At 51.3% G+C, this 21,805-nt stretch carries 23 protein-coding genes and 1 riboswitch; of the genes, 6 read left to right on the forward strand and 17 right to left on the reverse strand.

Features of this window, described 5'->3' with window-relative positions; all coding sequences use genetic code 11:
* Positions 1-136: 136 nt before the first annotated feature.
* Positions 137-338: riboswitch (cobalamin riboswitch) on the reverse strand.
* Between the two features lie 151 nt (positions 339-489).
* From ABEW73_RS25525 to ABEW73_RS25540, 4 genes are all read right to left on the reverse strand, one after another.
* The gene (locus ABEW73_RS25525; RefSeq protein ID WP_430170214.1) at positions 490-1,230 is read right to left on the reverse strand and encodes a histidine phosphatase family protein; all 741 of its coding nucleotides are present in this window, start codon (positions 1,228-1,230) and stop codon (positions 490-492) included.
* Positions 1,221-2,198 carry an adenosylcobinamide-phosphate synthase CbiB gene (gene cbiB / locus ABEW73_RS25530; RefSeq protein ID WP_430170216.1) on the reverse strand — a complete coding sequence of 326 codons (978 nt, stop codon included), beginning with the start codon at positions 2,196-2,198 and terminating at the stop codon, positions 1,221-1,223. Before cbiB ends, ABEW73_RS25525 begins: the two co-directional genes overlap by 10 nt.
* Complete coding sequence (locus ABEW73_RS25535) at positions 2,195-2,929, reverse strand: adenosylcobinamide amidohydrolase (protein ID WP_430170218.1); 735 nt, start codon at positions 2,927-2,929, stop codon at positions 2,195-2,197. The genes cbiB and ABEW73_RS25535 overlap by 4 nt, the downstream gene beginning before the upstream one ends.
* Positions 2,930-3,004: 75 nt before the next feature.
* Positions 3,005-4,129 (reverse strand): pyridoxal phosphate-dependent aminotransferase, encoded by a 1,125-nt coding sequence (locus ABEW73_RS25540; RefSeq protein WP_430170220.1) that lies wholly within the window; start codon positions 4,127-4,129, stop codon positions 3,005-3,007.
* 175 nt (positions 4,130-4,304) lie between these two features.
* Between ABEW73_RS25540 and ABEW73_RS25545 the strand changes: the two genes are divergently transcribed.
* Entirely contained in the window at positions 4,305-5,306 is a 1,002-nt protein-coding gene (locus ABEW73_RS25545) for a lipoate--protein ligase (RefSeq protein WP_215163392.1), read from the forward strand.
* 89 nt (positions 5,307-5,395) lie between these two features.
* On the opposite strand, the gene ABEW73_RS25550 is transcribed toward ABEW73_RS25545, so the two are convergent.
* On the reverse strand, positions 5,396-6,109 hold the full coding sequence (locus tag ABEW73_RS25550; protein WP_098748644.1) for a metal-dependent hydrolase: 714 nt from the start codon (positions 6,107-6,109) through the stop codon (positions 5,396-5,398).
* Positions 6,110-6,394: 285 nt separating this feature from the next.
* On the opposite strand from ABEW73_RS25550, the gene ABEW73_RS25555 reads away from it, so the two are divergent.
* Together ABEW73_RS25555 and ABEW73_RS25560 are read left to right on the forward strand one after the other, a co-directional pair.
* Complete coding sequence (locus tag ABEW73_RS25555; protein WP_430170222.1) at positions 6,395-7,297, forward strand: DMT family transporter; 903 nt, start codon at positions 6,395-6,397, stop codon at positions 7,295-7,297.
* Between the two features lie 38 nt (positions 7,298-7,335).
* The gene (locus ABEW73_RS25560) at positions 7,336-8,142 is read left to right on the forward strand and encodes a Cof-type HAD-IIB family hydrolase (RefSeq protein WP_430170224.1); all 807 of its coding nucleotides are present in this window, start codon (positions 7,336-7,338) and stop codon (positions 8,140-8,142) included.
* A gap of 132 nt (positions 8,143-8,274) precedes the next feature.
* On the opposite strand, the gene ABEW73_RS25565 is transcribed toward ABEW73_RS25560, so the two are convergent.
* The gene (locus ABEW73_RS25565; RefSeq protein ID WP_430170226.1) at positions 8,275-9,036 is read right to left on the reverse strand and encodes a TioE family transcriptional regulator; all 762 of its coding nucleotides are present in this window, start codon (positions 9,034-9,036) and stop codon (positions 8,275-8,277) included.
* A 219-nt stretch (positions 9,037-9,255) separates the two neighbouring features.
* On the opposite strand from ABEW73_RS25565, the gene ABEW73_RS25570 reads away from it, so the two are divergent.
* Entirely contained in the window at positions 9,256-9,666 is a 411-nt protein-coding gene (locus ABEW73_RS25570) for a GNAT family N-acetyltransferase (RefSeq protein ID WP_430206404.1), read from the forward strand.
* A gap of 100 nt (positions 9,667-9,766) precedes the next feature.
* On the opposite strand, the gene ABEW73_RS25575 is transcribed toward ABEW73_RS25570, so the two are convergent.
* The 4 genes from ABEW73_RS25575 to ABEW73_RS25590 all read right to left on the reverse strand — a co-directional run bounded on the left by ABEW73_RS25575 (position 9,767) and on the right by ABEW73_RS25590 (position 13,354).
* Entirely contained in the window at positions 9,767-10,546 is a 780-nt protein-coding gene (locus tag ABEW73_RS25575) for an MBL fold metallo-hydrolase (protein WP_430170229.1), read from the reverse strand.
* A gap of 156 nt (positions 10,547-10,702) precedes the next feature.
* The gene (locus ABEW73_RS25580; protein WP_430170231.1) at positions 10,703-10,936 is read right to left on the reverse strand and encodes a hypothetical protein; all 234 of its coding nucleotides are present in this window, start codon (positions 10,934-10,936) and stop codon (positions 10,703-10,705) included.
* Positions 10,933-11,961, reverse strand: a complete 1,029-nt coding sequence (locus ABEW73_RS25585; RefSeq protein WP_430170253.1) for a TIR domain-containing protein — start codon at positions 11,959-11,961, stop codon at positions 10,933-10,935. The genes ABEW73_RS25580 and ABEW73_RS25585 overlap by 4 nt, the downstream gene beginning before the upstream one ends.
* 112 nt (positions 11,962-12,073) lie before the next feature.
* Positions 12,074-13,354: a serpin family protein gene (locus tag ABEW73_RS25590; RefSeq protein WP_430170233.1), complete on the reverse strand. Its 1,281-nt coding sequence runs from the start codon at positions 13,352-13,354 to the stop codon at positions 12,074-12,076.
* A 190-nt stretch (positions 13,355-13,544) separates the two neighbouring features.
* Between ABEW73_RS25590 and ABEW73_RS25595 the strand changes: the two genes are divergently transcribed.
* Complete coding sequence (locus ABEW73_RS25595) at positions 13,545-14,111, forward strand: GNAT family N-acetyltransferase (protein WP_430170234.1); 567 nt, start codon at positions 13,545-13,547, stop codon at positions 14,109-14,111.
* Positions 14,112-14,335: 224 nt separating this feature from the next.
* Here the strand turns inward: ABEW73_RS25595 and ABEW73_RS25600 are convergent, their stop codons facing one another.
* Genes ABEW73_RS25600 through cysT form a run of 4 tightly spaced genes read right to left on the reverse strand, consistent with a single transcriptional unit; the run spans position 14,336 to position 18,105 of the window.
* Positions 14,336-15,394 carry a sulfate ABC transporter substrate-binding protein gene (locus tag ABEW73_RS25600; RefSeq protein ID WP_430170236.1) on the reverse strand — a complete coding sequence of 353 codons (1,059 nt, stop codon included), beginning with the start codon at positions 15,392-15,394 and terminating at the stop codon, positions 14,336-14,338.
* A 35-nt stretch (positions 15,395-15,429) separates the two neighbouring features.
* On the reverse strand, positions 15,430-16,494 hold the full coding sequence (locus ABEW73_RS25605; protein WP_430170238.1) for a sulfate/molybdate ABC transporter ATP-binding protein: 1,065 nt from the start codon (positions 16,492-16,494) through the stop codon (positions 15,430-15,432).
* A gap of 1 nt (position 16,495) precedes the next feature.
* Complete coding sequence (locus tag ABEW73_RS25610; protein WP_430170240.1) at positions 16,496-17,293, reverse strand: sulfate ABC transporter permease subunit; 798 nt, start codon at positions 17,291-17,293, stop codon at positions 16,496-16,498.
* A complete protein-coding gene (gene cysT / locus ABEW73_RS25615) occupies positions 17,290-18,105 on the reverse strand; it encodes a sulfate ABC transporter permease subunit CysT (RefSeq protein ID WP_430170242.1) in 816 nt (271 codons plus the stop codon). The genes ABEW73_RS25610 and cysT overlap by 4 nt, the downstream gene beginning before the upstream one ends.
* A 299-nt stretch (positions 18,106-18,404) precedes the next feature.
* Here cysT and ABEW73_RS25620 point away from each other — a divergent pair, with 299 nt between their 5' ends.
* Positions 18,405-18,806: a secondary thiamine-phosphate synthase enzyme YjbQ gene (locus tag ABEW73_RS25620; protein ID WP_071222616.1), complete on the forward strand. Its 402-nt coding sequence runs from the start codon at positions 18,405-18,407 to the stop codon at positions 18,804-18,806.
* Between the two features lie 180 nt (positions 18,807-18,986).
* On the opposite strand, the gene ABEW73_RS25625 is transcribed toward ABEW73_RS25620, so the two are convergent.
* The 3 genes from ABEW73_RS25625 to ABEW73_RS25635 form a co-directional block, all read right to left on the reverse strand.
* Entirely contained in the window at positions 18,987-19,580 is a 594-nt protein-coding gene (locus ABEW73_RS25625; RefSeq protein ID WP_430170244.1) for a TetR/AcrR family transcriptional regulator, read from the reverse strand.
* A 6-nt stretch (positions 19,581-19,586) separates the two neighbouring features.
* Positions 19,587-20,219, reverse strand: a complete 633-nt coding sequence (locus ABEW73_RS25630) for a YigZ family protein (RefSeq protein WP_076324628.1) — start codon at positions 20,217-20,219, stop codon at positions 19,587-19,589.
* A 105-nt stretch (positions 20,220-20,324) separates the two neighbouring features.
* A complete protein-coding gene (locus ABEW73_RS25635) occupies positions 20,325-21,680 on the reverse strand; it encodes a glucose-6-phosphate isomerase (protein WP_430170245.1) in 1,356 nt (451 codons plus the stop codon).
* Positions 21,681-21,805 lie beyond the last annotated feature (125 nt).

Consider the following 21,805-nt stretch of genomic DNA (forward strand, 5'->3'; position numbering starts at 1 on the left):
ACTCCTCGTAAACAAGGACTCAGGGATTACGTTTTAACATAAGGACATCTGGCTAACCGTTCACAGATAGCACCTTAAACTTCCGCCCACACATGCTGCATGGGTCCGGCAAACGTAATCCTCTCCTCGAAGGACCGTCATTCATTCGCCGAGGGCAGGTCTCCTGACTTGCAGGCTGTAACGACTTCTCCGCCTTCCCAAGCGCTATGGCTCAGTGGCATATGGAGAAGTCCCTGCTTCACAGTGGCGGGACCGTGCCGGACTTGCACCGGCTTCCCTATTAACCCGGCAGAAAACAATAACGCCTTCTGTCCGAGACCCTCGCAAATAATATGAATTTATGTATGATAGGCCAAGCATGGTTTCTCTGCCCAAAATTATAGGCGATAATCCTTCCTCTTACAACCGAAGGTTTCGGTCATTTCACATGCGTTATGATATGGATTTATCCCGTTATCGCCCGTTCCTCACCGATATCATACGATTTCATTATTCGCTTAACCGCACGCCTTGCCAGCGTTCTCCATCCCATGTCAATTGCAGCTTGATCTCCTCGCCTGGTGACACCTGCGTCTCCCAGAATTCCGTATCCGGAAGGGTTGCAGCTGCGATCTGCCGGATGACGCCCCCATGGGTGACCACAAGCACATCCAACTCGGCCCTCTGTGTCCCACAACCAAAGCCAACTTGCTTTGCTTCTGCGTGGTCCTCTGCCTCTGCCTGCACAAGGGTATCCGGATCTTCCTCCACATGCAACAGTTCCTCCAAATCCGAATACAATCCGGTCAAGAATGCCTGAATCCGGAAACGAAACGCTTCCCAGCTCTCCCCATTCGGCGGCGTAACTTCTGCGGGATTATCAATCCAGCACCGATAGGAGATATCCGACTTCAAGTCCTCGTAGGTGTTCCCTTCCCAATCCCCGAAATCGAGCTCGCGCAGCCGCGGATCATACTCGACACCTGGAATAAACCTGCCCGAATCTTCATCATCAGGAATAGCAGCCATTTTTGAATCCGGTAGGATAACATTCAGCGTCTGCCTGCATCGAAGGAGATCACTGCAATAGATCCGGATAAACTGCTGGGTACAAAACCTTTCCCGCAGCGGGAAGAGCTGCTGTCTTCCTTCCATCAGAATCCCCTGATCCTCGTGACCGAGATAACGACGCTCCTCGTTCCACAACGTGCGGCCATGACGGACCAGATGCAGGGCAATCCTCATATCCATAACCTTCCCCCTGCTGCGGCAACAACTCCAAGCACCACGGTACCCAGAATCGTAAATAAAAGTGATACGCCCAGCAGCAGACGGTTTGTCACCCGAATATCCTCCGCTTCAAGCGGGCGTTCCGGATCCCCCATGTAAGCCCGGAACGAGATCACGCCTTGATAGGAATTCTCGCCTCCCAGACGAATGCCAAGGGCACCGGCAACGGCCGATTCCGGGAAGCCGCTGTTCGGGCTGGGGTGCTTTCGCGCATCTCTTCTAACCATCTTGATCGCTTTTTTCCATTGCAGCGAAAACATGGCAGCCACCATGGTCAACAGTCCTGCCGTCAGGCGTGCCGGTATCCAATTGGCGATATCGTCCAGCCTTGCGGATGCCCAGCCAATATGCTGGTATTTGTCATTTTTATAGCCGACCATGGAGTCGAGCGTGTTCACGGCCCGGTAGGCCATCGCCAGCGGCGCTCCCCCGATCAGGGCAAAAAACAGCGGAGCGATGACCGCATCCACGATATTCTCTGCAACCGTCTCCACCGTTCCCCGCACGATCTCCGGCTCATTCAGATGGCCGGTGTCTCGCCCGACAACCATGCTGAGCGCGCGCCTGGCCTCCGCGATATGGCCGGAACGAAGATGGCCGTAGACTTCCAATCCTGCCTCACGCAGCCCCTTGATGGCAATTGTAGTCGCAATAAGCACGATCTCCACTCCCCACGCAAGCCAAGGATGAATCGCTGCGCACAACAACAGCAGCAGCCATGCGAGTACGAAGGAGCCGCCCGCCACGATCACCGGCAGCAGAATGCCGGCCCGCTTCAGGCTCTGAGCGGAAGTCGCCCGATGGCGTATCCAGCCTTCAACCCGGCGGATGGCTTTTCCCATGCCAATGACGGGATGGGGGAGCCATCTCGGATCTCCGATCAGCAGGTCCAGTATGACCGCTGCCCAAATGACCCACACGGCGGTCATATCCGGCCCTCCCTTTCGGAGACGATGCTTTCCGTAACACTCTCGTAGACAAGACGGCCGATCATGCCGCCCAGATCGGTTGCGGTTCCGGCATAATGGTGGTTCACACCATAGGCTGTATTGCCGCTGACCCCAAGGACCATCGCGTCCGTCGTCGTACCGGTCGCGACAGCTCCGGTTTCATGATCCTTCACGCCCAGATCATGCAGCGCCGCGGCTTTCGCTTCCGTCGCCGTCAGCATGGCGTTCACCATGCATGCCGGCGTCATCATCCCGTCGATCAGTAACATGATATTAATCGTGCCCGGCTGGTAAGCCGCAAAGGTCGTACGACTCGACCCAGCGCAGGCTGCATTGCCCACGCCGGCGGTAGTGCAGCACAGGATGGAGGCCTGTTCACTCCGCTCTTCCCGGATGGAAGCATATTTCAGTTTTACCGCCGTCATCAAACCAGCTGTGGATTCAGCCGGGTAATCGTGAACAGCCATAAAGTTAGACATATCGTTCACGGGGTCGCTGCAATCGTAATGCTTGTCCACATAACGGTTCACGATATGATCCAAGCTTACGAATCCGCCGCCGGATATAGCGCTGCTAATGGACGCAGCCTGCTCCGGAAGCGATATCCGGATATGCGGCTGTTTCAGCTCCGATTCGAGGGACACCACTACTCCCGGCCATGTATTCGAACGATATAGGTGATTGTTGCCTTTCAGAAAAGGTACTGCCATGTTTCTCTCTCCCTGCTCTCTATGATCTAAATCCGCCTGATCCCGAACATCATTGGTATGTGCCGTTTAATACCCTTAAGTTGGGTCTTCAGAAGAAATGCCAAGAACCTCCGCCATAATGGCAAGCAGCTTGTCGTTATCTGCGGCATGTTTAACGGCTAGCCGGATATGACGCTCACCAAGGCCCGGGTACATGGCGCAGCTGCGGACAAGCACGCCGCGTCTGCCCATCTCCGACTGAAACATATCGGCACGCCATGGCCGCGGAAGCTCCATGAGTAGAAAATTGGCCTCGCCCGGCGTAACGTCCAGCCCCAGCGCTCGTAAACCATGTATAAGCTTCCCGCGCTCTGCGCGAATCAATTGCAGCGTATTCTGCTCGTAGTCTCTGCCGCTGCCAAGACAAGCCTCGCCCGCAAGCAGCGCCAGTCCATTGACACTCCATGTGACCTGCTTGCCTGCCATCTTGCATATCACATCGGGGTGCGCGGCTGTATACCCGAGCCGCAGACCCGGAATCGCATAAAACTTGGTCATCGATCTGACAATCACGGTTCGAGGATAGTCATGAAGCTCTGGCATCAGGGTCTGTCTGTCTTCCAGCGGAATAAAGTCGATAAAGGCTTCATCCAGCACCAGCCAGGTCCCTTCTTGCTCTGCGCATGCCGCTATTTCGCGGATATCCTCAAGGCTGTACTGAACTCCGTTCGGATTGTTGGGCTGTCCCAAAAACACGAGATCCGTGCAAGCTATCAGCTCCATCACATCCGCCTTATCTGCACGCCAGTCCCTCTCCGGATGTCCGCACACGGATCGGATGTCCGAACCGAATTTTAAGGACAATTCCCGGTATTCAGAAAAACATGGGTCAACCACACCCACAGTCCCTGGCGATAGCCCCATTAACAACAGTGCCATGCACTCTGCCGCCCCATTGCCGACAAGGATTCCCCGCGGATCGGTGCCTAACTCCGCTGCGAGCAGCTCCTTGAACTTGCGGTGTCCCGGATCCGGATAACGAATGACCGCACTCATTCCCTCTTGTAAGGCCGTAATAACCCCTTGCGGCGGCCCGAGCGGGTTAATATTGGCGCTGTAATCCAGGAAAGCCGAGGCTTTCCTTCCGTATGCGGCAGCGGCCGTCTCCACGTCTCCTCCATGGCCGTACACTTCGATCAAGGGTTGTTTTTTGTCGTTCATAAGGGCTCCTCCTGTTCCATGCCCTGGACTCTTGCAAGTCCTGCCGTTATGTAATGCCATCATTATGTCGCTACCATCCCTGACTCGTCAACATGGAATGCTTTGTCTCTGTCTTAAAATTGGTTTACAATAGTCTGGAAGCACCACATTTTGAATTGTGACAACGGAGGATACTATGCTATTTATCGATAATCAGGGGATCCACGATCCATCCATTAATCTAGCGATTGAAGAATATGCCTTGAAGCACTTGTCCATGGACGAGAGCTACCTTCTCTTTTATATCAACAAGCCTTCCATTATTATCGGAAAGCATCAGAATACGATCGAAGAGATCAACCAGGAATACGTTCGTGACAACAACATTCAGGTTGTACGCCGGTTGTCCGGGGGCGGAGCCGTATACCATGATCTCGGGAACCTGAATTTCAGCTTCATTACGAAGGATGACGGCCAGTCCTTCCACAACTTCCTGAAGTTCACGCAGCCAGTCATCGACTTCCTGCAAAAGATGGGCGTACCCGCCGAGCTGAGCGGCCGGAATGACCTGCAGGTCGGCGAGAAGAAAATTTCGGGGAACGCACAGTTCTCGACGCGGGGACGCATGTTCAGCCACGGCACGCTCATGTTTGACCTAAACCTGGATGATGTACAAGCCTCGCTTAATGCCAATCCGGAAAAATTCAAATCCAAGAGCACCAAATCCGTCCGCAGCCGCGTGGCGAACATTAAGGAGCTGCTTGGTACGGATATGACGATTGAACAGTTCCGCGCCGAACTGCTTCGCTCGATTTTCGGTATGGAGCCGGATCAAGTACCGCAATATGTTCTTCAAGAGAAGGACTGGGAGATCATCAACCAGATTTCAAAGGAACGCTACCAGAATTGGGATTGGAACTATGGACTCTCCCCTGAAAGCAATGTAAAGCATGCCAAGAAATTCCCGGTGGGCATTATTGATATCCGTATGGACATCCGTGAAGGACATATCGGAGAGATCAAGATTTATGGCGACTTCTTCGGCGTCGGCGATGTCGCTGATATTGAGAACCTGCTTCGCGGCAAACGGTATGAAGAAACTGCGGTGCGCACGGCGCTATCCGGCATCAACGTCAAGCATTACTTCGGCAACCTTGAGCTCGACGATCTGATCGGCTTGATTTTTCTTGAGGAATAGAGCCGACTCGTATTAAATAAGCCTCCCGCCCGTATGCTGCATGCATAAGGGTGAGAGGCTTTTTCATTTCAAACAGGGTATACCTCGGATCAAGATGAGGCCATAAACACATACCAAACAAGGACCAGTGTTAACACAATGCATGCGTTCTCTACCGTGCGTCCCCATTTGCTTCCGGTACTCATGATTTTCAGTTTAATTCTCCATTTGAACGGAGGAAGCGGACGGATTCCGCGATTGGTCAATGCATCTGCAAGCAAATGGATGGAGTAGGATAAACCGCCGGCAAACCATAAGCTTTCCCCACCGATCTTGCCCTGCGATGCAAAATACAGCAGGCCCGTCCATCCGGCAGCGGCATAGACGGTATGGGTTAACCCCCGGTGGGTCACCAAGGAGCCTGCAATGAGCACGCTGCCTGCGATTGTGTTCCATGGGCTGAAGCCCTGCCCGAAGGAGATCAGTCCGAGACCGATCAGGAACATGACGATATGGCGCAGGGTCCGGCTTGGCAGGTACGAAACAACCCCGATCAGCCCGGCCAGGGCGATGTTCCATGGGGCATACTCCTTGCCGTAGAAGACAACGAAGATGGCTGCGCCGATCATCGCTAGCTGGAGGATTCGCAGCAGCCCGGAAGGAATGGCTTTGCGGACCAGCAAGGAGTTGGGCTCGTCGATGTCGGGAAGCAGTGCGCTAACCAAAGCCACTGCGGCAGCCGGCAATGTGACAGGCACTTCGCTCATACCCATGACGGATAACGTGACCCCTGTGCTAATAATCAAATGAGCTCTGCCCATCATGATGACAATCTTCCTTTCTAAGCTCAATGCTGACTATGGGATCGATGGAGTTGCCCGTCTTCACGTCCGATAGCCCAGGGTCATGAGAATATACGTTCGGTTCATTAGTATAGCAAAATCATCCTCTTTTTGTCTACCCCTTCCACTTTAGTTAGGCTTAAAAATGGTTGTCCGATTCTCTGATATGGGATACAATTTGATCACTTGCCTCAAGGTTACGACCGGGGACGAATGCACGGGAATCTCATCAGGATTTTCACATCTTCAAGAAAGGATGACTACCGAGTGAATCGCTCACGAATTGCCGATCTCAGCCTGCTTCTGGTGGCCATGATGTGGGGATCTACGTTCCTCATCGTTCAGCATGCGGTCCGCGTGCTCCCGCCGATGGCTTTCAATTCGGTCCGCTTTCTGGGAGCGGCCCTGCTCCTTGCATTGATCATTACCCTTTTTTACCGGAGCCAGTGGGAGCTAATATCCGGCAAAATGCTGCTGCATGCTTGCCTGCTAGGTCTTTTTTTATTTATAGGGTATGCCTTTCAAACCGCGGGTCTTCTGTACACAACCACATCCAATACAGGCTTCATTACCGGCTTATCCGTCGTGCTGGTCCCTTTCATATCCTATGCCCTGTTAAAGCACTCCATCTCCAGATTCACCTGGATCAGTGCCTTGCTTGCGGTGGCGGGTCTGTATCTGCTTACCTTTACCGGGTCCGGCATGAGCCTGAATCAAGGGGATTTGCTTGTGCTCGTGTGCGCCATCGGTTTTGCGCTCCATATCGGTTATACGGGCGTTTATGCCGGTCGATACCCTGCTTTGCTGCTAGCGGCGCTCCAGATGGCTGTCGTGGGGATATTGAGCTTAGCGGCATCTGCACTGACCGAGCATGTCGGCAATGTGTCCGACCTGATGGAGAAGCTGACCCAGCCGAACGTGCTGTGGGCGCTGGCTATATCCATCGGACCTACCAGTGCATTCGCCTTCTGGATCCAAACCGTCTGTCAAAAATATACGACGCCATCCAGGGTGGCCATCATCTATGCAACGGAGCCGGTATTCGCCGCGCTGACCGGAATCCTGTTTGCGGGAGAGCGGCTTACGCTCATCGGAGGCTTTGGTTGTTTATGTATTTTGGCAGGAATGGTGATTGCGGAATTGAAGTCTGCGCCACAGAAGGTACAATAGAGTTAAAGACAGAGACAGAAACAAAAGGAGAGATACCCATGACAACTTACAAATTGATGGCGATCGACATTGACGACACCCTGATCAATGACGATAAAGAAGTAACCCCCGGCGTCCAGCAGGCGCTTGAGCAAGCCGTAGCGCACGGTGTCGTTGTGACCCTGGCAACCGGACGTGCCTATGCGTCCGCTCAGGCTATTGCGCGTCAAACCGGACTCAATGTTCCCATTATTACCTACCAAGGTGCTTTGATTAAAAATCTGCTCGACGAGAAGGTTCTCTACGAACGCTTTGTACCGGTTGACGCAGCCGTGAAGCTGTTTGAATACTGCGTAGAGCACAATCTCCATCTGCAAACCTACATCGATGACAAGCTGTATGCCCGTGAAGAGAATCAGAAGCTGATCGATTACTGCGCTCTGAACCGGACGCCCTATTATATCGAGCCTGATTTTATGAAGATGGTTAAGAAACTAACCCCGAAAATGCTCATTATTGACGATCCCGACTATCTGGATGAGCTGATCCCTGTATTCCGTGAGCTGCTGGGCGATGACATGCATATTACCAAATCCAAACCGCATTTTCTGGAGTTCATGCATAAGGAAGGCACGAAGGGACATGCCCTCACCTTCCTTGCCGATCATTTCGGCTGCGATCTCAAGGAAACCATCGCTGTCGGGGATTCCTGGAACGATCACGAGATGCTGGAAGCCGCCGGTCTTGGCGTCGCCATGGGCAATGCGATCGAGCCGCTTAAAGCGATTGCCGATTACGTTACGCTCGGGAATAACGAGGACGGCGTGAAACATGTCATTGATAAATTCGTGCTCAACCAAGATTAATATACGTGAAAAATAGATCTGCACAAACAAGCCTCCATGATATCCATGGGGGCTTGTTCATGTCCATAAATTGGGCACATGCTGCTCCTTAACAGGTAATTGCGCAGATTAAAGCCGTCTTGTTCTATGCCATCATTCCCGGTCCGGGTTAAATGTTAGAATCGGCTTCAGAAGTGCTGCATCGTTGAATTCCAGCAGGCCAACCTCCATGCACAGCTCCATCAATTTATGAATGCCGTTGAATTGCTGCAGATTCCGCTGATGAATGACGGATAACGCTTCGCGAACCATTTTTTGGGCCTGCTCAATGCTCTGATGCTCCACGGCCTGAATAATCTCCTTGATGCTCTCCAAGTAATATACAGTCCGCCTTAGCGAGCGAATCAGCAAAATCTGCCTGACTTGCGACGGGGTGTACAGCCGATATCCATTCTCGGGGTTTCGGTCTGGAGTGATCAAACCTTCCTTCTCCCAGTGACGGATGGCGGACGACTCCACGTTGGTCAGCTCGGCGACCTCGCCGATCGTCATATGGGCTTTGAGCTTTTTGTCCTTGATGATATTAAGTTCGGGATTCTCAAGCAAGGCAAGCGTTTCATCCGCAATGTTTTTTTCCTGCAACAGTTTGACCTGCTCCCCATTCACGACCCAGAGGGCTTCATCCATCTCCCTCTTCTGAATGTGGCGAATCACATCATAAGTCACCGCGTAACCAAAGCCCGGAAACATGGCGCGCAGACAACGGAAGTAGGCCATATGCATTTGCGTGTATAAACGGTAGCCTTTCTCGCTCCGGGCAGGAGGGGGTACCACTCCCCAAGATTCATAATGCCTTAAAGCACTTGTGCTGATGTGCAGCTCTTTGGCGATATCTTTCGGCTTGTAGTAATGCATGCCGTTCCCTCCCCAATCACGATTGAGAACCTACTTTACCAGAATCGCAAGCCATTGGCAAACCTTAAATTAAAACATTAAAGTGCTATGAGAAGGTCTGTGGGATAACAACCTTGACTTGGTTAGATTCGCTACAAGAGATCTTCTCACTTGCATCAATGTTGTATATTGAGTGGTGTAGAGGCAAGTTGAACTTATCTTAACAGCGGAAGGGTGATTATGATGAACGTGCACATAACCGAGGATGTTCCACAGAATCAAGAATACATGGATCTAAGATTAGATGCAGGACTGCCTGAGGTTGAGATTTCGGCCATAGAAACGGCGCTAAACCACAGCTTGCTGTCCCTTCTGGCCAGAGATGGCAATGACCGGCTAATCGGGATGGGAAGGGTCGTTGGTGACGGCGCTTTCTATTTTCAACTGGTAGATATTATGGTTGCGGCCTCTCACCTTGATCAGGGGTTTGAAGAGACAATCGTGTCCGAGCTGCTCTCCCGCCTGGAAAAAATAGCGCCAAGCGGAGCCGAGGTCACCGTCATCACGGACGTGCCCGGAATCAAGTTGTACCAACATGCCGGCTTCAAGCTGCTGTATCCTGATCGATACGGCATGGCCAGGTCTGTGTAAGAGAGCGGGGCCTTCAAACCTGTGTATGGCATCTCACTGTGCTGCGAATTCGTTTCCGCAACATTTTCACGCTCCTAGTCACAAGAACTCATAATTTTCTTCACTTGCTCAGCTTTACTGTCATCCCCGCCATCGCCACACGGACTCCCTCTGGAAGAGGCAGCTCATTCCGAACGTCGACGTCGTGCGACATATGGGTATACACCGTTTGGCGAGGCTTCACCTCGGCGAGCAGCTCTGCCGCTTCTTTCATGTCATAAACGGAGCGCGTCTCGAATTTGGCGGTTTCATGAACAAAGCTCGTTCCCAGCACCAGGAGATCCACGTCCTTCAGCGGTTCCTTTTCCGCAGAACTCAGATTAATCGAGTCTGAATTGTACACCCATGTGTACCCTTCCTTCAGGAACCGGTATGCGTAGGAGTACCCGTTCTGTCCATGGTTTACTTTCCAGCAGGAAATCTCCCAGCCGCCAAGCGTCATCCCATCGTCCACGGCCGTCATCTCCATCTGACGTGGAAGCCATGGATACTGGCGTACAATCTGCTCCAGCACCTCGGCAGGGGCGTATAACCGACCTTTTTCCCTCTGCCATCTGCAGGCATCGCTCCATTCCGGAAGGCCGCCGATATGATCAAAATGGGCATGCGTGATCAACATCTCCCTCATCATCCGCTTCCCCAGCCCCTCCATCATAGAGCGCCAATCCGGGCCGCAGTCGATCATGAAGGACGTTTCTTCGCTTTCCACCATTACGGAAGAGCGCAAACGCCGATTGATTCCCGTATTCCGGGCTTCCGTGCATACCTCGCAATCGCAATATACCCGCGGAACGCCCATGGCATCTCCCGTTCCCAAAAAAGTCAATGTATCCCCGCTCACATGACATCCCCCATTTGTGTTTATCGATTCGTTCTTGGTTACGCAAACCTTGTCCCTATATTGTATAAGCGCACGAAGAAAAAACAAAGACCGCCCGGATCATCCCGAACGGTCTTTTGTCATTCCTGCCTAAAGATACGGTATCATAGCCATTCACTAAGCAAAAGAGGGCTTATTATCGTCAACAGCTCCGCTGATGACCTTGACGTATTTCTTATCTACACCTTCCACGGAAGGACCAACATATACACTATTCTTGCTTGGGCGTCTAACCGAGCGCTTCCGGGATTTCAGCGTACTCATCATCGGTACGGGTCCCCGAACCACCCAGCTGCTATTGGCGGACCCCTGCGGATGACCTGACGTTCTCTTCTTCTCATTCCTGCTCACGACGAATCCCCTCCAACTAAATGCCTGATGGTACGAAGCAGCTCACGATTCTGTTCTACAACCTCCGCGAGATCTTCATCCGTAAGAATCTCATGTCCCGTAAAATGCACGGACAATACATGATTTACTCCTAAAGGATAGCAGAACACATACACCTGCGCAACTTCCTCTTCGTGATAAAATGCCCATTTTCCACTATTATAGACATCTATCACGTAAATCGACTGGTTACTTGGCGAATGTTCCGTATTCCCATCGAACGGGAAATACCGTCCTCTACCTACATTACCCCCAATTTGGGCAATGCCTTCATCTCTTCGGCCCCAGAAGGCGGCGCCGGTCACCCTGAAATCCCCTGCAGCCGGTGGGAGCAAGGAGTTTCGGACAGCTTCACTCAGTGCATGATATTTTTCCTCTTCATCACTCACATGCACGTTACGGTTATATTCCCAGAAAAAATGCAGCACACTTTGCTTACGCCTCAGCTCCGCATCCTTCTGCTCAATCACGGTGCTCGGGTTGTTGTAGAACCCTTCGGTTTCGATCGCACTCAGAATATGCCCGCAAGCGACATCGACCGCTGATTTGTAATCATCATCGCTTCGCAGTTCGTATTCGAGCAGCGTTAAGCCCTGCAGGTCGGAGAGTAGATGGTAATCCTTAACGATAACGTCTTGAACGGAACTGCTGTCTGCCTCCACTTGATCCGGGATGATGCAGTACACCCTTCGCCGCCCGAGTTTTCCCCAATACAGCCCCATCTCGAACAACGTGTTATCGCGGGTAACAAATACATGTTTGCCTCGAATGAGTGCAACATCATCCGGAGAAAAGACGAACACACCAAAATCACTGGACGCCAGCTGCTTCTCCAAAGCTTCCATCGTATACATGTTCGCCCCGAACGTTCCGCCGTACCAAGGTGTCACTTGAGCGGATCGTTTGATCTGTTCGTGGATCGCCCTTGCATACTTGATGGCCTCTCTGGAAGAACCTATGAATAAATTCGGCTTCGGTATGGTCATAGGCACATCCTATTCTCCCTTTGTTATACATTTTAGTCTTATTCGACTATTATAACAAAGTTGCCTATTTTTGGGTGAAAATTATGGCAGGCGCATGTTGGTACAGTATATGCTAAGGTTGCAAAACAGACCCCATAAATAACCATGTACCCGTGTCCCGATCTTCAATGGCAAAGAAAAAAGGGCGGTCAACATTCATGACGATCGGCTCGGTAAGCTGAACGGCTCCTGTCTCAACCATAACCGCTGTAATCGCGGCGGCCTCCGTGCCCTTCTCACTGACATCCACCACCGTTTTGTGTCTTACCTTGTCAATCCAAAATTTCTCTCCACCCACTGCCAATTCACTAAAATCAGCTGCATTCCTATCGAATGCCTGGACCATGCCCAGATCTTTAAGTGCATCCGGAAGCTCGAAGCTCTGCTCCGCCTTGAACTTGGGCAGACCGAGCTTAACCGTCTCGAACGAGTAATCGTCTTTCCAGACGGACGTATCCTTCCACAACTGCTGCTGCAGCTTATCCATCGACGAGGATTCCTTCGGCAAAATGACCAGCATGTGCATGCGGCCGTCTCCATATGGAATGCGAATGGCCTGCCAGGACTCCCCTTCTTTGTAACTGTATCGTCCTTCCCGCTTCATCATTGGAATGGACTTACGGGTTCCGTCTGTCAGCGTGAACGGTTCCTCTACGGTATTCGCCGGATCAAATTCATCCATCCACCCGCCATTAAAATAAATGGCATTGATCAGGACTGCAACGCCGCCTGGCGGCTCATCATAAATCGCAGGGATCATGCCGCTCGTCTTGTCGTTTACCCACTGGTTTATCGCATTCATTGCTTCATCCTGCTTAAGATCCGTCTCCCTGACCTCCGCGCCATAACCGTCCTTTACGACCTCCACGTAGGCCTTCTTCATCTCAAGGCCTCTCTGGTGCCACACGGAATTCGCCACATTCAGCACGACGCCTCCCCCGTTCTCCAGCAAGGAACGCAGCTGGCGGTTGCCTTCGTTGATATCCGCATCATTCATGCCCTTCCAGCCAAGCATATCGGATATCTCAGCCGCCGTATCGCCGGCTGTCCCGTTATAAGCAAGTGCCAAAGCTTGCGTTATGCTGTATGGAGAAATAATCAGATTACCGCTCTTGTACTCAGGGCTATTCGATAACGCTTGATGCAAGCGTAAGCCAAAATCATTCTGCGCTTCCACCATGCCCGTATCAACCTTGGTCAACACCTCTTTACGTTCCTGAGCCGACAACTCCTTCACTTTGGGCTGCTTATGCACAATCGCTGGCGGTTCCCCTGACTGGATCTCGCTGCCCTGAGCGCAAGCGGTAAGCCCAATAAGCAAGCATAGGCCTGTGAGTACCTTTCTTTTTCGCATAACCTTGTCCCCCTTCAATGTCAGATTCTTTGTCTATCTGCTATTGACGGAATGCTCCCACCTAATGTTTCATATAAAGGATCAATTATCCAAATTTAGTTGGCAATCAACTTCATCACCGTTACAATGTAGAGAACCCGCACCGTACTTAAGGCATATACAGAATACAGAGCGAAAGGAATTTCTACATATGCAAAAAATTCATCTTGAAGGCAGCAAAGTCACGCTAAGATCCAGGAAACCCGAGGATACCCCTGGTTTATATAATTTGATCTATGGCACCGAGAATCCGGAATGGAAAAAATACGACGCTCCTTATTTCCCGCTTAAGCAGATTTCCTATGAAATTTTTGAAACGCAGTGGAACGCCGACTTCGAAACCGACCAATTTCCGAATGACCTGCTCATTGAAGCCGAGGGAAAGACGATTGGCATCGTCACGTTTTATTGGGAGCATGAAGCCTCACGCTGGCTGGAAGCCGGAATCCTGATTTACGATCCGAGCCATTGGAGCGGGGGCTACGGTACGGAAGCACTATCGCTGTGGATTGAATGCCTATTCCAAAATCTCACCATTGCCCGTGTCGGCATTACCACCTGGTCCGGCAATCCGAGGATGATGCGGTGCGCGGAGAAGGTTGGCATGCAGCTTGAAGGCCGCATGCGGAAGTGCCGATATTACGAGGGCGTCTACTACGATTCCATTCGTATGGGCGTTCTGCGAGAAGAATGGGAAGCGCGGAAAGCGCGCGTGTAGGGCAAGATTGTACGGTATAATCCATATACGTGGAATATTTGGAGCGCATGAGGCGTTATTCGGACGATTGCTAATGTTCTATAAATACCAATAAAGCGAGCCGGCCAGGAGATCCTGAACGGCTCGCTTTCTCTCTTTTTTTGATCGACGGGTCATTTACGAAACGCAGCTCACACACAACTCTCTCTCATGAACCCATCAATCGCTCCGGTTGCCATCAAGCATCATAGCCCGGCCAGCACCTGATACCAGACTCCACGCTTGGAATACAGCGTCTCGCGCACCTGATCCCATCCACCCAGATACTCGATATCGAATAGCCCCGGCGGGTTGAAAAACCGATCCTTCGTCTGTTCAAACACCGATTCTTCAACCGGACGGAACCCATACTTCACGAAGATGCTCTGCGCCTCCGGCGTACGCAAGTACTCCACAAAAGCGGCCGATACATCCTGAGTGCCGTGCTTTTCGGCGAAACGTTCGACGACTGCAGCCGGATTCTCGATCAGCATCGTATGCTTCGGCACAACGATATCATACTGGACCCCTTGGGCAATTCGAGCAAGCAGCTCATTCTCATACGTTACGATGACATCTCCGACCCCGTATTCAAAAGCCGCCATGGAAGCCCGCCCGCTTTTATCGAGCGACTCCACATTGCGGTGAACCGCTTCAAGGAAAGCTTTCGCTTCGGCAGGATCACGCTTTCCGTTCTCTTCCGATTGTTTCAGCCCCGCGCCGTAGATCGCGTTAATATCCCACTGGGCGCCGCCCGAGGTCTTCGGATTCGGATACAGCACCTTGACGTCCGATCGGGTCAGATCGTCGAAATCCCGTATCCCTTTCGGATTTCCCTCGCGCGTGCCGAGAACGACAATCGATCGTGTCACCATGCCGTTATACGGCTGAGATTTCCATTCCGGGTCCACAAGCCCTTCCCTGACCAGCTTGTCGACATCCCCTTCCATGGCAAGCAGCGTTACGTCGGCCTCAAATCCGCCCGTGATGGCACGAGCTTGTGTTCCGGAAGCCTCGTAGGATTCCTGAAACCGAATCGTTTCCCCCGTCTGTTTCTTCCACTGCGCTTGAAAAGCAGGAATGATCTCGGACAGGGCATCTCTGGCCACGCTGTACGCGCCCAGAACGATCGTTCTCTCTCCGGTTGGGGTTATCACTTCTTCGCTATCGGGCGGGTCACTCGCGCATCCTGCCATAAAAAAACTGAAGAGAAGGGCCATGCCAACCAGCAGGAATGAGATACGTTTCATATTCAAGATCCGCATGAATGAATCCACTTCCCTTCGGATATTTAGAACCATCAGATCATAATTGGCATCGGGTCGACCTTCAGTCGATTCTCCTCGATCCAGCTGTGCTCCTCATTAAAGAGATAAGCCCGGTGAACGAGGACGCGGACCTCTTGACCCGGATACAGCGTTTCCTTCTCCAATGAACGGTAGGTGATCAGCTTATGTCCCTTAACCTCTACCTCCACCAGCCATTCGCTGCCGCGAAAATGCAGATGACGGACGATCCCCGTCTCCGTTGCGGACAGCACGCTGAAATCATGCTTGCTTCCAATCTCGATATATTCCGGGCGAATCAGCGCACGCGTCGCATTCTTGTTAGACGCTGCCTCAAATCCCTTCAGCTCGGCTGCGCTCGAAATCACGGTGGATTCTCCTATGAACGAAGCAACGAATGGCGTCTTCGGCTCCTTGTAAATATCCCAAGGCGTTCCCTTCTGCTCAACGCGCCCCTGATTAATAATCATAATTTCGTCCGCGACTTCAATCGCCTCATCCTGGTCATGCGTAACAAAAATCGACGTAATGCCAACCCGCTCGATCAGCTCGCGAAGCCAGGAGCGCAGCTCTTGACGGATCTTCGCATCGATAGCAGCAAACGGCTCATCCAATAAGAGCAGCTGCGGCTCAGGAGCGAGGGCTCTGGCAAAGGCTACACGCTGACGCTGCCCACCCGATAATTGGTGCGGGTAGCGGCTCTCGAAACCTGTTAAACCGGTCAGCTCCACCAATTCCATCACCCGGTCCTTAATTATGGCCTTGGGAGTCTTCTTCACCTTCAAGCCGAAAGCGATGTTATCAAACACGGTCATATGCTTAAACAAGGCATAGTTCTGGAACACAAAGCCGATTCCGCGCTCCTGTGGCGGCAGATCATTGACCACTTGACCATGAAAGGAGATTTGCCCGGAGTCCGGATTCTCGAGCCCCGCCAGCATGCGTAGGATAGAGGTTTTACCGCCTCCGCTTGGCCCCAGAAGTCCAATCAGATGTCCCTTCTCAATCTCGAAGCTGACATCCTTGACGGCATGAAACGTACCGAAATGCTTGTTCAGATCGCGAACTTCCACATGCATATCAATGCACATCCTTTCTTTTTTTGGCCCATTCCATCAACAGCAAGAGTCCTACCGAGAAGGCAGCCAATACCAATGCGACGCCATTTGCCGCAGCCACGTTAAAATTCTCCACATCCTGATATACAAGCGTCGTCGCCGTCTGAGTTTTATTCATGATATTACCGGACACCACCAGCACTGCACCAAACTCGCCCAATGAACGGGCTACCGTGAGCACCAGGCCATATACGACAGCCCATCGGATGGAAGGCCATGTTACCTTTCGGAACGTTGTCCATCCGTAAGCCCCTAGCGTCGCTGCCGCTTGCTCCTGATCATTCCCAATTTCCTGCAGGACAGGCATGACCTCGCGAACCATGAGCGGAAACGTGACGAAGAGTGTCGCGATCACCATGCCCGGGAAAGCATACACCACCTTAAAGCCGATCCCTTCAAAAAAACCGCCCATAATGCTGTCGGGTCCGAGCAGCAGTACAATCATCAAACCGCCAATGACCGGCGATACCGCATAAGGCAGATCAACAACGCTGTTCAGAATGCCTTTGATCTTGCGGCTCAGCCAATTCGCCCGTACCAGGTACAACGCCATCATGATGCCAAATAACGTATTAAAGAACGTAACGAATACCACAATAAGACCCGTCATCATCAGGGCATGCAAGGCTTCCGGCCTAAACAGACCTCCGGTAAACCCATTCAGCCCTTTATCAAACGCACCGATTGCAATTTGGGACAAGGGGATGATTAGCAGAATGATAAATACGGCGTACGTAAGCCCGATCCACAGACGTCTCAAACTCGTCTCCCCCTCTGCTGTACAACATTGATCACCCAGAGGATGATGAAAGAGAGGGTAAGGAGCAGAATAGATACGGCAGCTGCCCCCGCAGGATTATCGCTCTCGACTTCACCAAAAATAAAAACCGATGCAATCAGCGTTCTTCCCGGGATGTTGCCGGCCACCAAGACAACGGCCCCGAATTCGGCCAATGCTCTTGAGAATGCCAGCATGCCTCCGCTTATAATCCCTGGGAGCATCGACGGCAGGATAACTTTAAAAAAGGTTCTCGTCCTGGAAGCTCCCATCGTATATGACGCTTCTTCCTCCAGCGGGTCGAGCTCCTCCAACAGCGGCTGAACAGCCCGGATGACAAACGGAAACGTGACAAACATCATCGCTATCACAATCGCGGGCTGGTGGAACACAATTTCAAAACCCAATTTCTCTGCCATGCCACCAAGGAAGCTCCCGGGGCCCAGCAGCAGCAATATCATCAGACCGCCTACGGCTGTCGGCAGCGCAAAGGGCAGGTCGACCAGACTGTTCAGCAGCGTCCTTCCCGGAAACTTATAACGTATGAGCACCCATGCAATCATCGTTCCGATAAGTACGTTGATGAAAGTAGAGATGACGCCCAGCTTGATGGTAAGCAGCACAGCCTTCCACGCTATCGGATCCATAATGCTCTCCGTAAAATGACTCCATCCTGCAGAGAATGATTGCACATATACCCCAAAGATCGGCAGTACGATCAAGGCAAGAAAATAAAGCAGCACGGTACTTCGAAAACCCCAAGTCCAACCTTTATGACGAATCCATGTTGTCATATCGTATCCCTCCCGCCTCCGGATGGCATCCCGGTCGACACTTTCACAAACCATCTTTATATTTCCTATTTGTATACTTGGTTTTCTTTACACATACTTTACCAAAAGCTGAATCCCATCGTCAATCCATCTTTTGCATTTTATCGGGTAAAATAATAGAAATGGTAAGAAAAACGTCTATCGACGTTTTTTCTCAGTAGACAGACCGTATTTAGCTGAAGTTTTTCTTGCGAGATAAGGAGGCTAAGCCTCGGATGTTTATACTTTCTTATCTCTAAAAAAATGAGGAGGTATTGTACATGCTGTATACCGGTGAATTAGATACGCAAGGCCGCGATGAGATGAGGGATATTACAAGGGAGATCCACTCCTACGTGAAACAAAGCGGGGTCCAGCAGGGAACGGTCCTGATCTATTGTCCGCATACGACGGCGGGAATTGCCATCAATGAGAATGCGGATCCTGATGTGAAACGGGACGTCCTGATGTCCCTGGATGAAGTCTATCCATGGAATCATCCCAAGTATCGCCATGCGGAGGGCAACACCGCTTCCCACCTCAAATCGATCACCTGCGGCCCTTCCCAGACCGTGATCATTCAGAACGGGCACCTGCTTCTCGGACGTTGGCAGGGCATTTATTTCTGTGAATTTGATGGTCCGAGGCAGCGCCAATATCATGTGAAGATCATGGAAGGATGATCCCTTAAATAAGATTTATGTTGACGCCAGCACATGTATAACAACACAAAAAGCAGACAGGCACATGCTAGGGGGCGTGGGCCTGTCTGTATTTTTATTCATTAGGCGATTGACGTTTCAACGCTAGATCGTTGTAACGGATTGAAGTATCAAACTACACGTCTTGGCAACATTTCAAAATCAGACCCTGCTGTACAAACTCCGGCATAACACTTTGACATGGGTAAGAGCGGCTGGTTTGATCTCATCAAAGCCAATTCGGTCCTGAATATAATAGGATATAAATCCATGCAGCGACAAAAACAAGGTCAGCGGAACGGTACGCCGCTCTTCCTCACTGTAATTCTCCTCAAGCAAATACTGACGGACCAGCATAGCAAACATTTCAAAACAGCGTCCCTGCTCAGAGCGACAGTAGGACAGCAGCTCTTCGTCCCGAATCATGAACATGATCTCGTACTGGTACGGATTATCCAGTCCGAAACGAACAAATTCCAGCATCAGCTGCTCCAGCTTCGATACCCCGTCACAGGGAGGCTTTCCCGATACTTCCAACAGCAAATCATTTAGATCATTAAAGTCCTTCATGACAATGGCGTAGAAAAGCTCCGCCTTTTCCTTAAAATGATAATACAAGGAGCCGTGGCTATAACCCAGATGCTGCCCGATGCTTCGCATCGAAATGGCTCGGTATCCTTTGGTTATAAACAAATGCCTCGCTGCTTCCAGTATCCGCTCTCTCGACAACTCGCGTTCTACTGCTCTTCTTGCCATATTATTTTATTCCCCTTCAATAAAATAAAGCCGCTCTCCCTCTGTGATCAAGGACTGCCCCTGTGTCAAATCCACCATCCAAGTCATAAAGCTCTCCGCATCACCATCGAGCGGCAAGCAGGTCAAGGTCACCGTATCGGCAAAGTTTGTCTCTCCCATACGAACGCCCCGGTTTCGAAGCTCGTTCTCCACCTTACCCAGCCAGGTATAATCCAGCTCCACGAAAATCTCCCGGTGCAGAACCCTTGTAATCGGTTCGCCTGACTCAATTGCAGCCACGGCTCCGTCGGTGTACGCCCGGATCAATCCGCCCGCACCCAGCATAATGCCGCCAAAATAACGCGTGACCACAATGGCTACATTCTTCCGCCCCTGATTGCGGATCACCTCGAGAATCGGCTTACCAGCCGTTCCGCTCGGTTCCCCGTCATCCGATTGCTTCTGAATCTCATCCCGCTCTCCGATCATATAAGCGGAACAATTATGGGTAGCATTCCAATGTTTTTTCTTGATCTCTTCAATAAAAGCGACAGCTTCCTCTTCGGTTTCAACCGGCATTACATGCCCGATGAAACGCGATTTCTTGATGACGATCTCTTTGGAGCCCGTCTGACGTACCGTTTTGTAACGATCCAGCATGAAACTACAACCACCTCTATATTGCCAAGAAAGCAGTCCACGGCATGATATGCCAGCGGACTGCTTCCTTCAGCGTCTTACGTCTAATCTAATGAAAGTGTCAGGTTATTCGGAAAGTCTAGCTTCCAATTCGGCCTTCTCTTTCTCATACCCAGGTTTGCCGAGCAATGCGAACATATTTTTCTTGTACGCCTCTACGCCCGGTTGGTCAAACGGGTTGACACCCAACAGATAGCCGCTGATACCGCAGGCCTTTTCGAAAAAGTATACCAGATATCCGAACGAATAGGGAGTGAAATCTGGAATTGTCACAATCAAATTCGGAACTTGTCCGTCTGTATGGGCCAGCATGGTGCCTTGGAAGGCCTTTTTGTTGACAAAATCCAATGTTTTCCCGGTCAGGAAGTTCAATCCGTCCAGATCATCCGGATCCGATTCAATCGTAATATGCTCGGATACATTCTCAACCTGAATGACCGTTTCGAAGATGTTGCGACTGCCTTCCTGAATAAATTGACCCATGGAGTGCAGATCAGTTGAGAAGTCTACGGAAGCAGGATAGATGCCTTTGTAATCCTTGCCTTCGCTCTCGCCGTACAACTGCTTCCACCATTCCGATACAAAATGCAGGGAAGGCTCGTAGTTTACGAGGATCTCGATGCCTTTGCCTTTACGGTAAAGCGCGTTACGAACCGCCGCATATTGGTAAGCTTCGTTCTCGGCTACGTTCGGGCTGCTGTATTCCTTGGATGCGTCAGCCGCGCCTTGCATCATTTCTTCAATGTTGATGCCTGCCGTTGCAATCGGAAGCAGACCCACCGCTGTCAGCACGGAATAACGTCCGCCTACATCATCAGGGATGACAAAGGACTCGTAGCCTTCCTCGGAAGCCAGCTTCTTAAGGGCGCCCTTCGCTTGATCTGTCGTAGCGTAAATACGTTTGCGAGCTTCTTCCTTGCCGTATTTCTTCTCCAGTTCCGCACGGAAAATACGGAATGCGATAGCCGGCTCCGTGGTTGTACCGGATTTGGAAATGACATTCACCGAGAAGTCCTTGCCTTCCACCAGTTGAAGCAGGTGGGTCACATACGTGGAGCTGATGTTGTTACCCGCAAAATAGATTTCCGGCGTCTTGCGCTGGTCCTTCGACAGCTCATTATAGAACGAATGCGACAGCATTTCGATGGCCGCGCGTGCCCCGAGGTAGGAGCCACCGATTCCGATAACGATCAGAACGTCCGAATCGCTTTGGATTTTGGCAGCCGCTTTCTGGATGCGCGAGAATTCTTCTTTATCATACTGCGTCGGCAGGTCGATCCAGCCCAGATAATCGGAGCCGGCTCCCGTACCGTTATGTAACTGTTCATGAGCTGTGCGGATCGGCTCAGCGAAATAATCAACTTCGTGCTGATTAACAAAAGTCAGTGCTTTACTGTAATCAAACTTGATTTTTTTAGACATGACTTAAAACCTCCTGTGAATTTAGAAATAGGATACTTTAATTTAATAACGACCGCAAGTTTCACGGGCCAACTGTCATCTATTCTTCATGCGCGGATCTCCTTGCGCTTCCATTCCTCACAAAC

It is taken from the genome of Paenibacillus lautus, assembly GCF_050482385.1.
Taxonomy (GTDB): domain Bacteria; phylum Bacillota; class Bacilli; order Paenibacillales; family Paenibacillaceae; genus Paenibacillus_AQ; species Paenibacillus_AQ lautus_B.

Coding starts and splice junctions, on each gene's coding strand:
- ABEW73_RS25525 (WP_430170214.1), bottom strand. CDS start 1,230: ATGGATATGAGGATTGCCCTGCATCTGGTCCGTCATGGCCGCACGTTG.
- cbiB (WP_430170216.1), bottom strand. CDS start 2,198: ATGACCGCCGTGTGGGTCATTTGGGCAGCGGTCATACTGGACCTGCTG.
- ABEW73_RS25535 (WP_430170218.1), bottom strand. CDS start 2,929: ATGGCAGTACCTTTTCTGAAAGGCAACAATCACCTATATCGTTCGAAT.
- ABEW73_RS25540 (WP_430170220.1), bottom strand. CDS start 4,129: ATGAACGACAAAAAACAACCCTTGATCGAAGTGTACGGCCATGGAGGA.
- ABEW73_RS25545 (WP_215163392.1), top strand. CDS start 4,305: ATGCTATTTATCGATAATCAGGGGATCCACGATCCATCCATTAATCTA.
- ABEW73_RS25550 (WP_098748644.1), bottom strand. CDS start 6,109: ATGATGGGCAGAGCTCATTTGATTATTAGCACAGGGGTCACGTTATCC.
- ABEW73_RS25560 (WP_430170224.1), top strand. CDS start 7,336: ATGACAACTTACAAATTGATGGCGATCGACATTGACGACACCCTGATC.
- ABEW73_RS25565 (WP_430170226.1), bottom strand. CDS start 9,036: ATGCATTACTACAAGCCGAAAGATATCGCCAAAGAGCTGCACATCAGC.
- ABEW73_RS25570 (WP_430206404.1), top strand. CDS start 9,256: ATGATGAACGTGCACATAACCGAGGATGTTCCACAGAATCAAGAATAC.
- ABEW73_RS25585 (WP_430170253.1), bottom strand. CDS start 11,961: ATGACCATACCGAAGCCGAATTTATTCATAGGTTCTTCCAGAGAGGCC.
- ABEW73_RS25590 (WP_430170233.1), bottom strand. CDS start 13,354: ATGCGAAAAAGAAAGGTACTCACAGGCCTATGCTTGCTTATTGGGCTT.
- ABEW73_RS25595 (WP_430170234.1), top strand. CDS start 13,545: ATGCAAAAAATTCATCTTGAAGGCAGCAAAGTCACGCTAAGATCCAGG.
- ABEW73_RS25600 (WP_430170236.1), bottom strand. CDS start 15,394: ATGCGGATCTTGAATATGAAACGTATCTCATTCCTGCTGGTTGGCATG.
- ABEW73_RS25605 (WP_430170238.1), bottom strand. CDS start 16,494: ATGCATGTGGAAGTTCGCGATCTGAACAAGCATTTCGGTACGTTTCAT.
- cysT (WP_430170242.1), bottom strand. CDS start 18,105: ATGACAACATGGATTCGTCATAAAGGTTGGACTTGGGGTTTTCGAAGT.
- ABEW73_RS25620 (WP_071222616.1), top strand. CDS start 18,405: ATGCTGTATACCGGTGAATTAGATACGCAAGGCCGCGATGAGATGAGG.
- ABEW73_RS25625 (WP_430170244.1), bottom strand. CDS start 19,580: ATGGCAAGAAGAGCAGTAGAACGCGAGTTGTCGAGAGAGCGGATACTG.
- ABEW73_RS25630 (WP_076324628.1), bottom strand. CDS start 20,219: ATGCTGGATCGTTACAAAACGGTACGTCAGACGGGCTCCAAAGAGATC.
- ABEW73_RS25635 (WP_430170245.1), bottom strand. CDS start 21,680: ATGTCTAAAAAAATCAAGTTTGATTACAGTAAAGCACTGACTTTTGTT.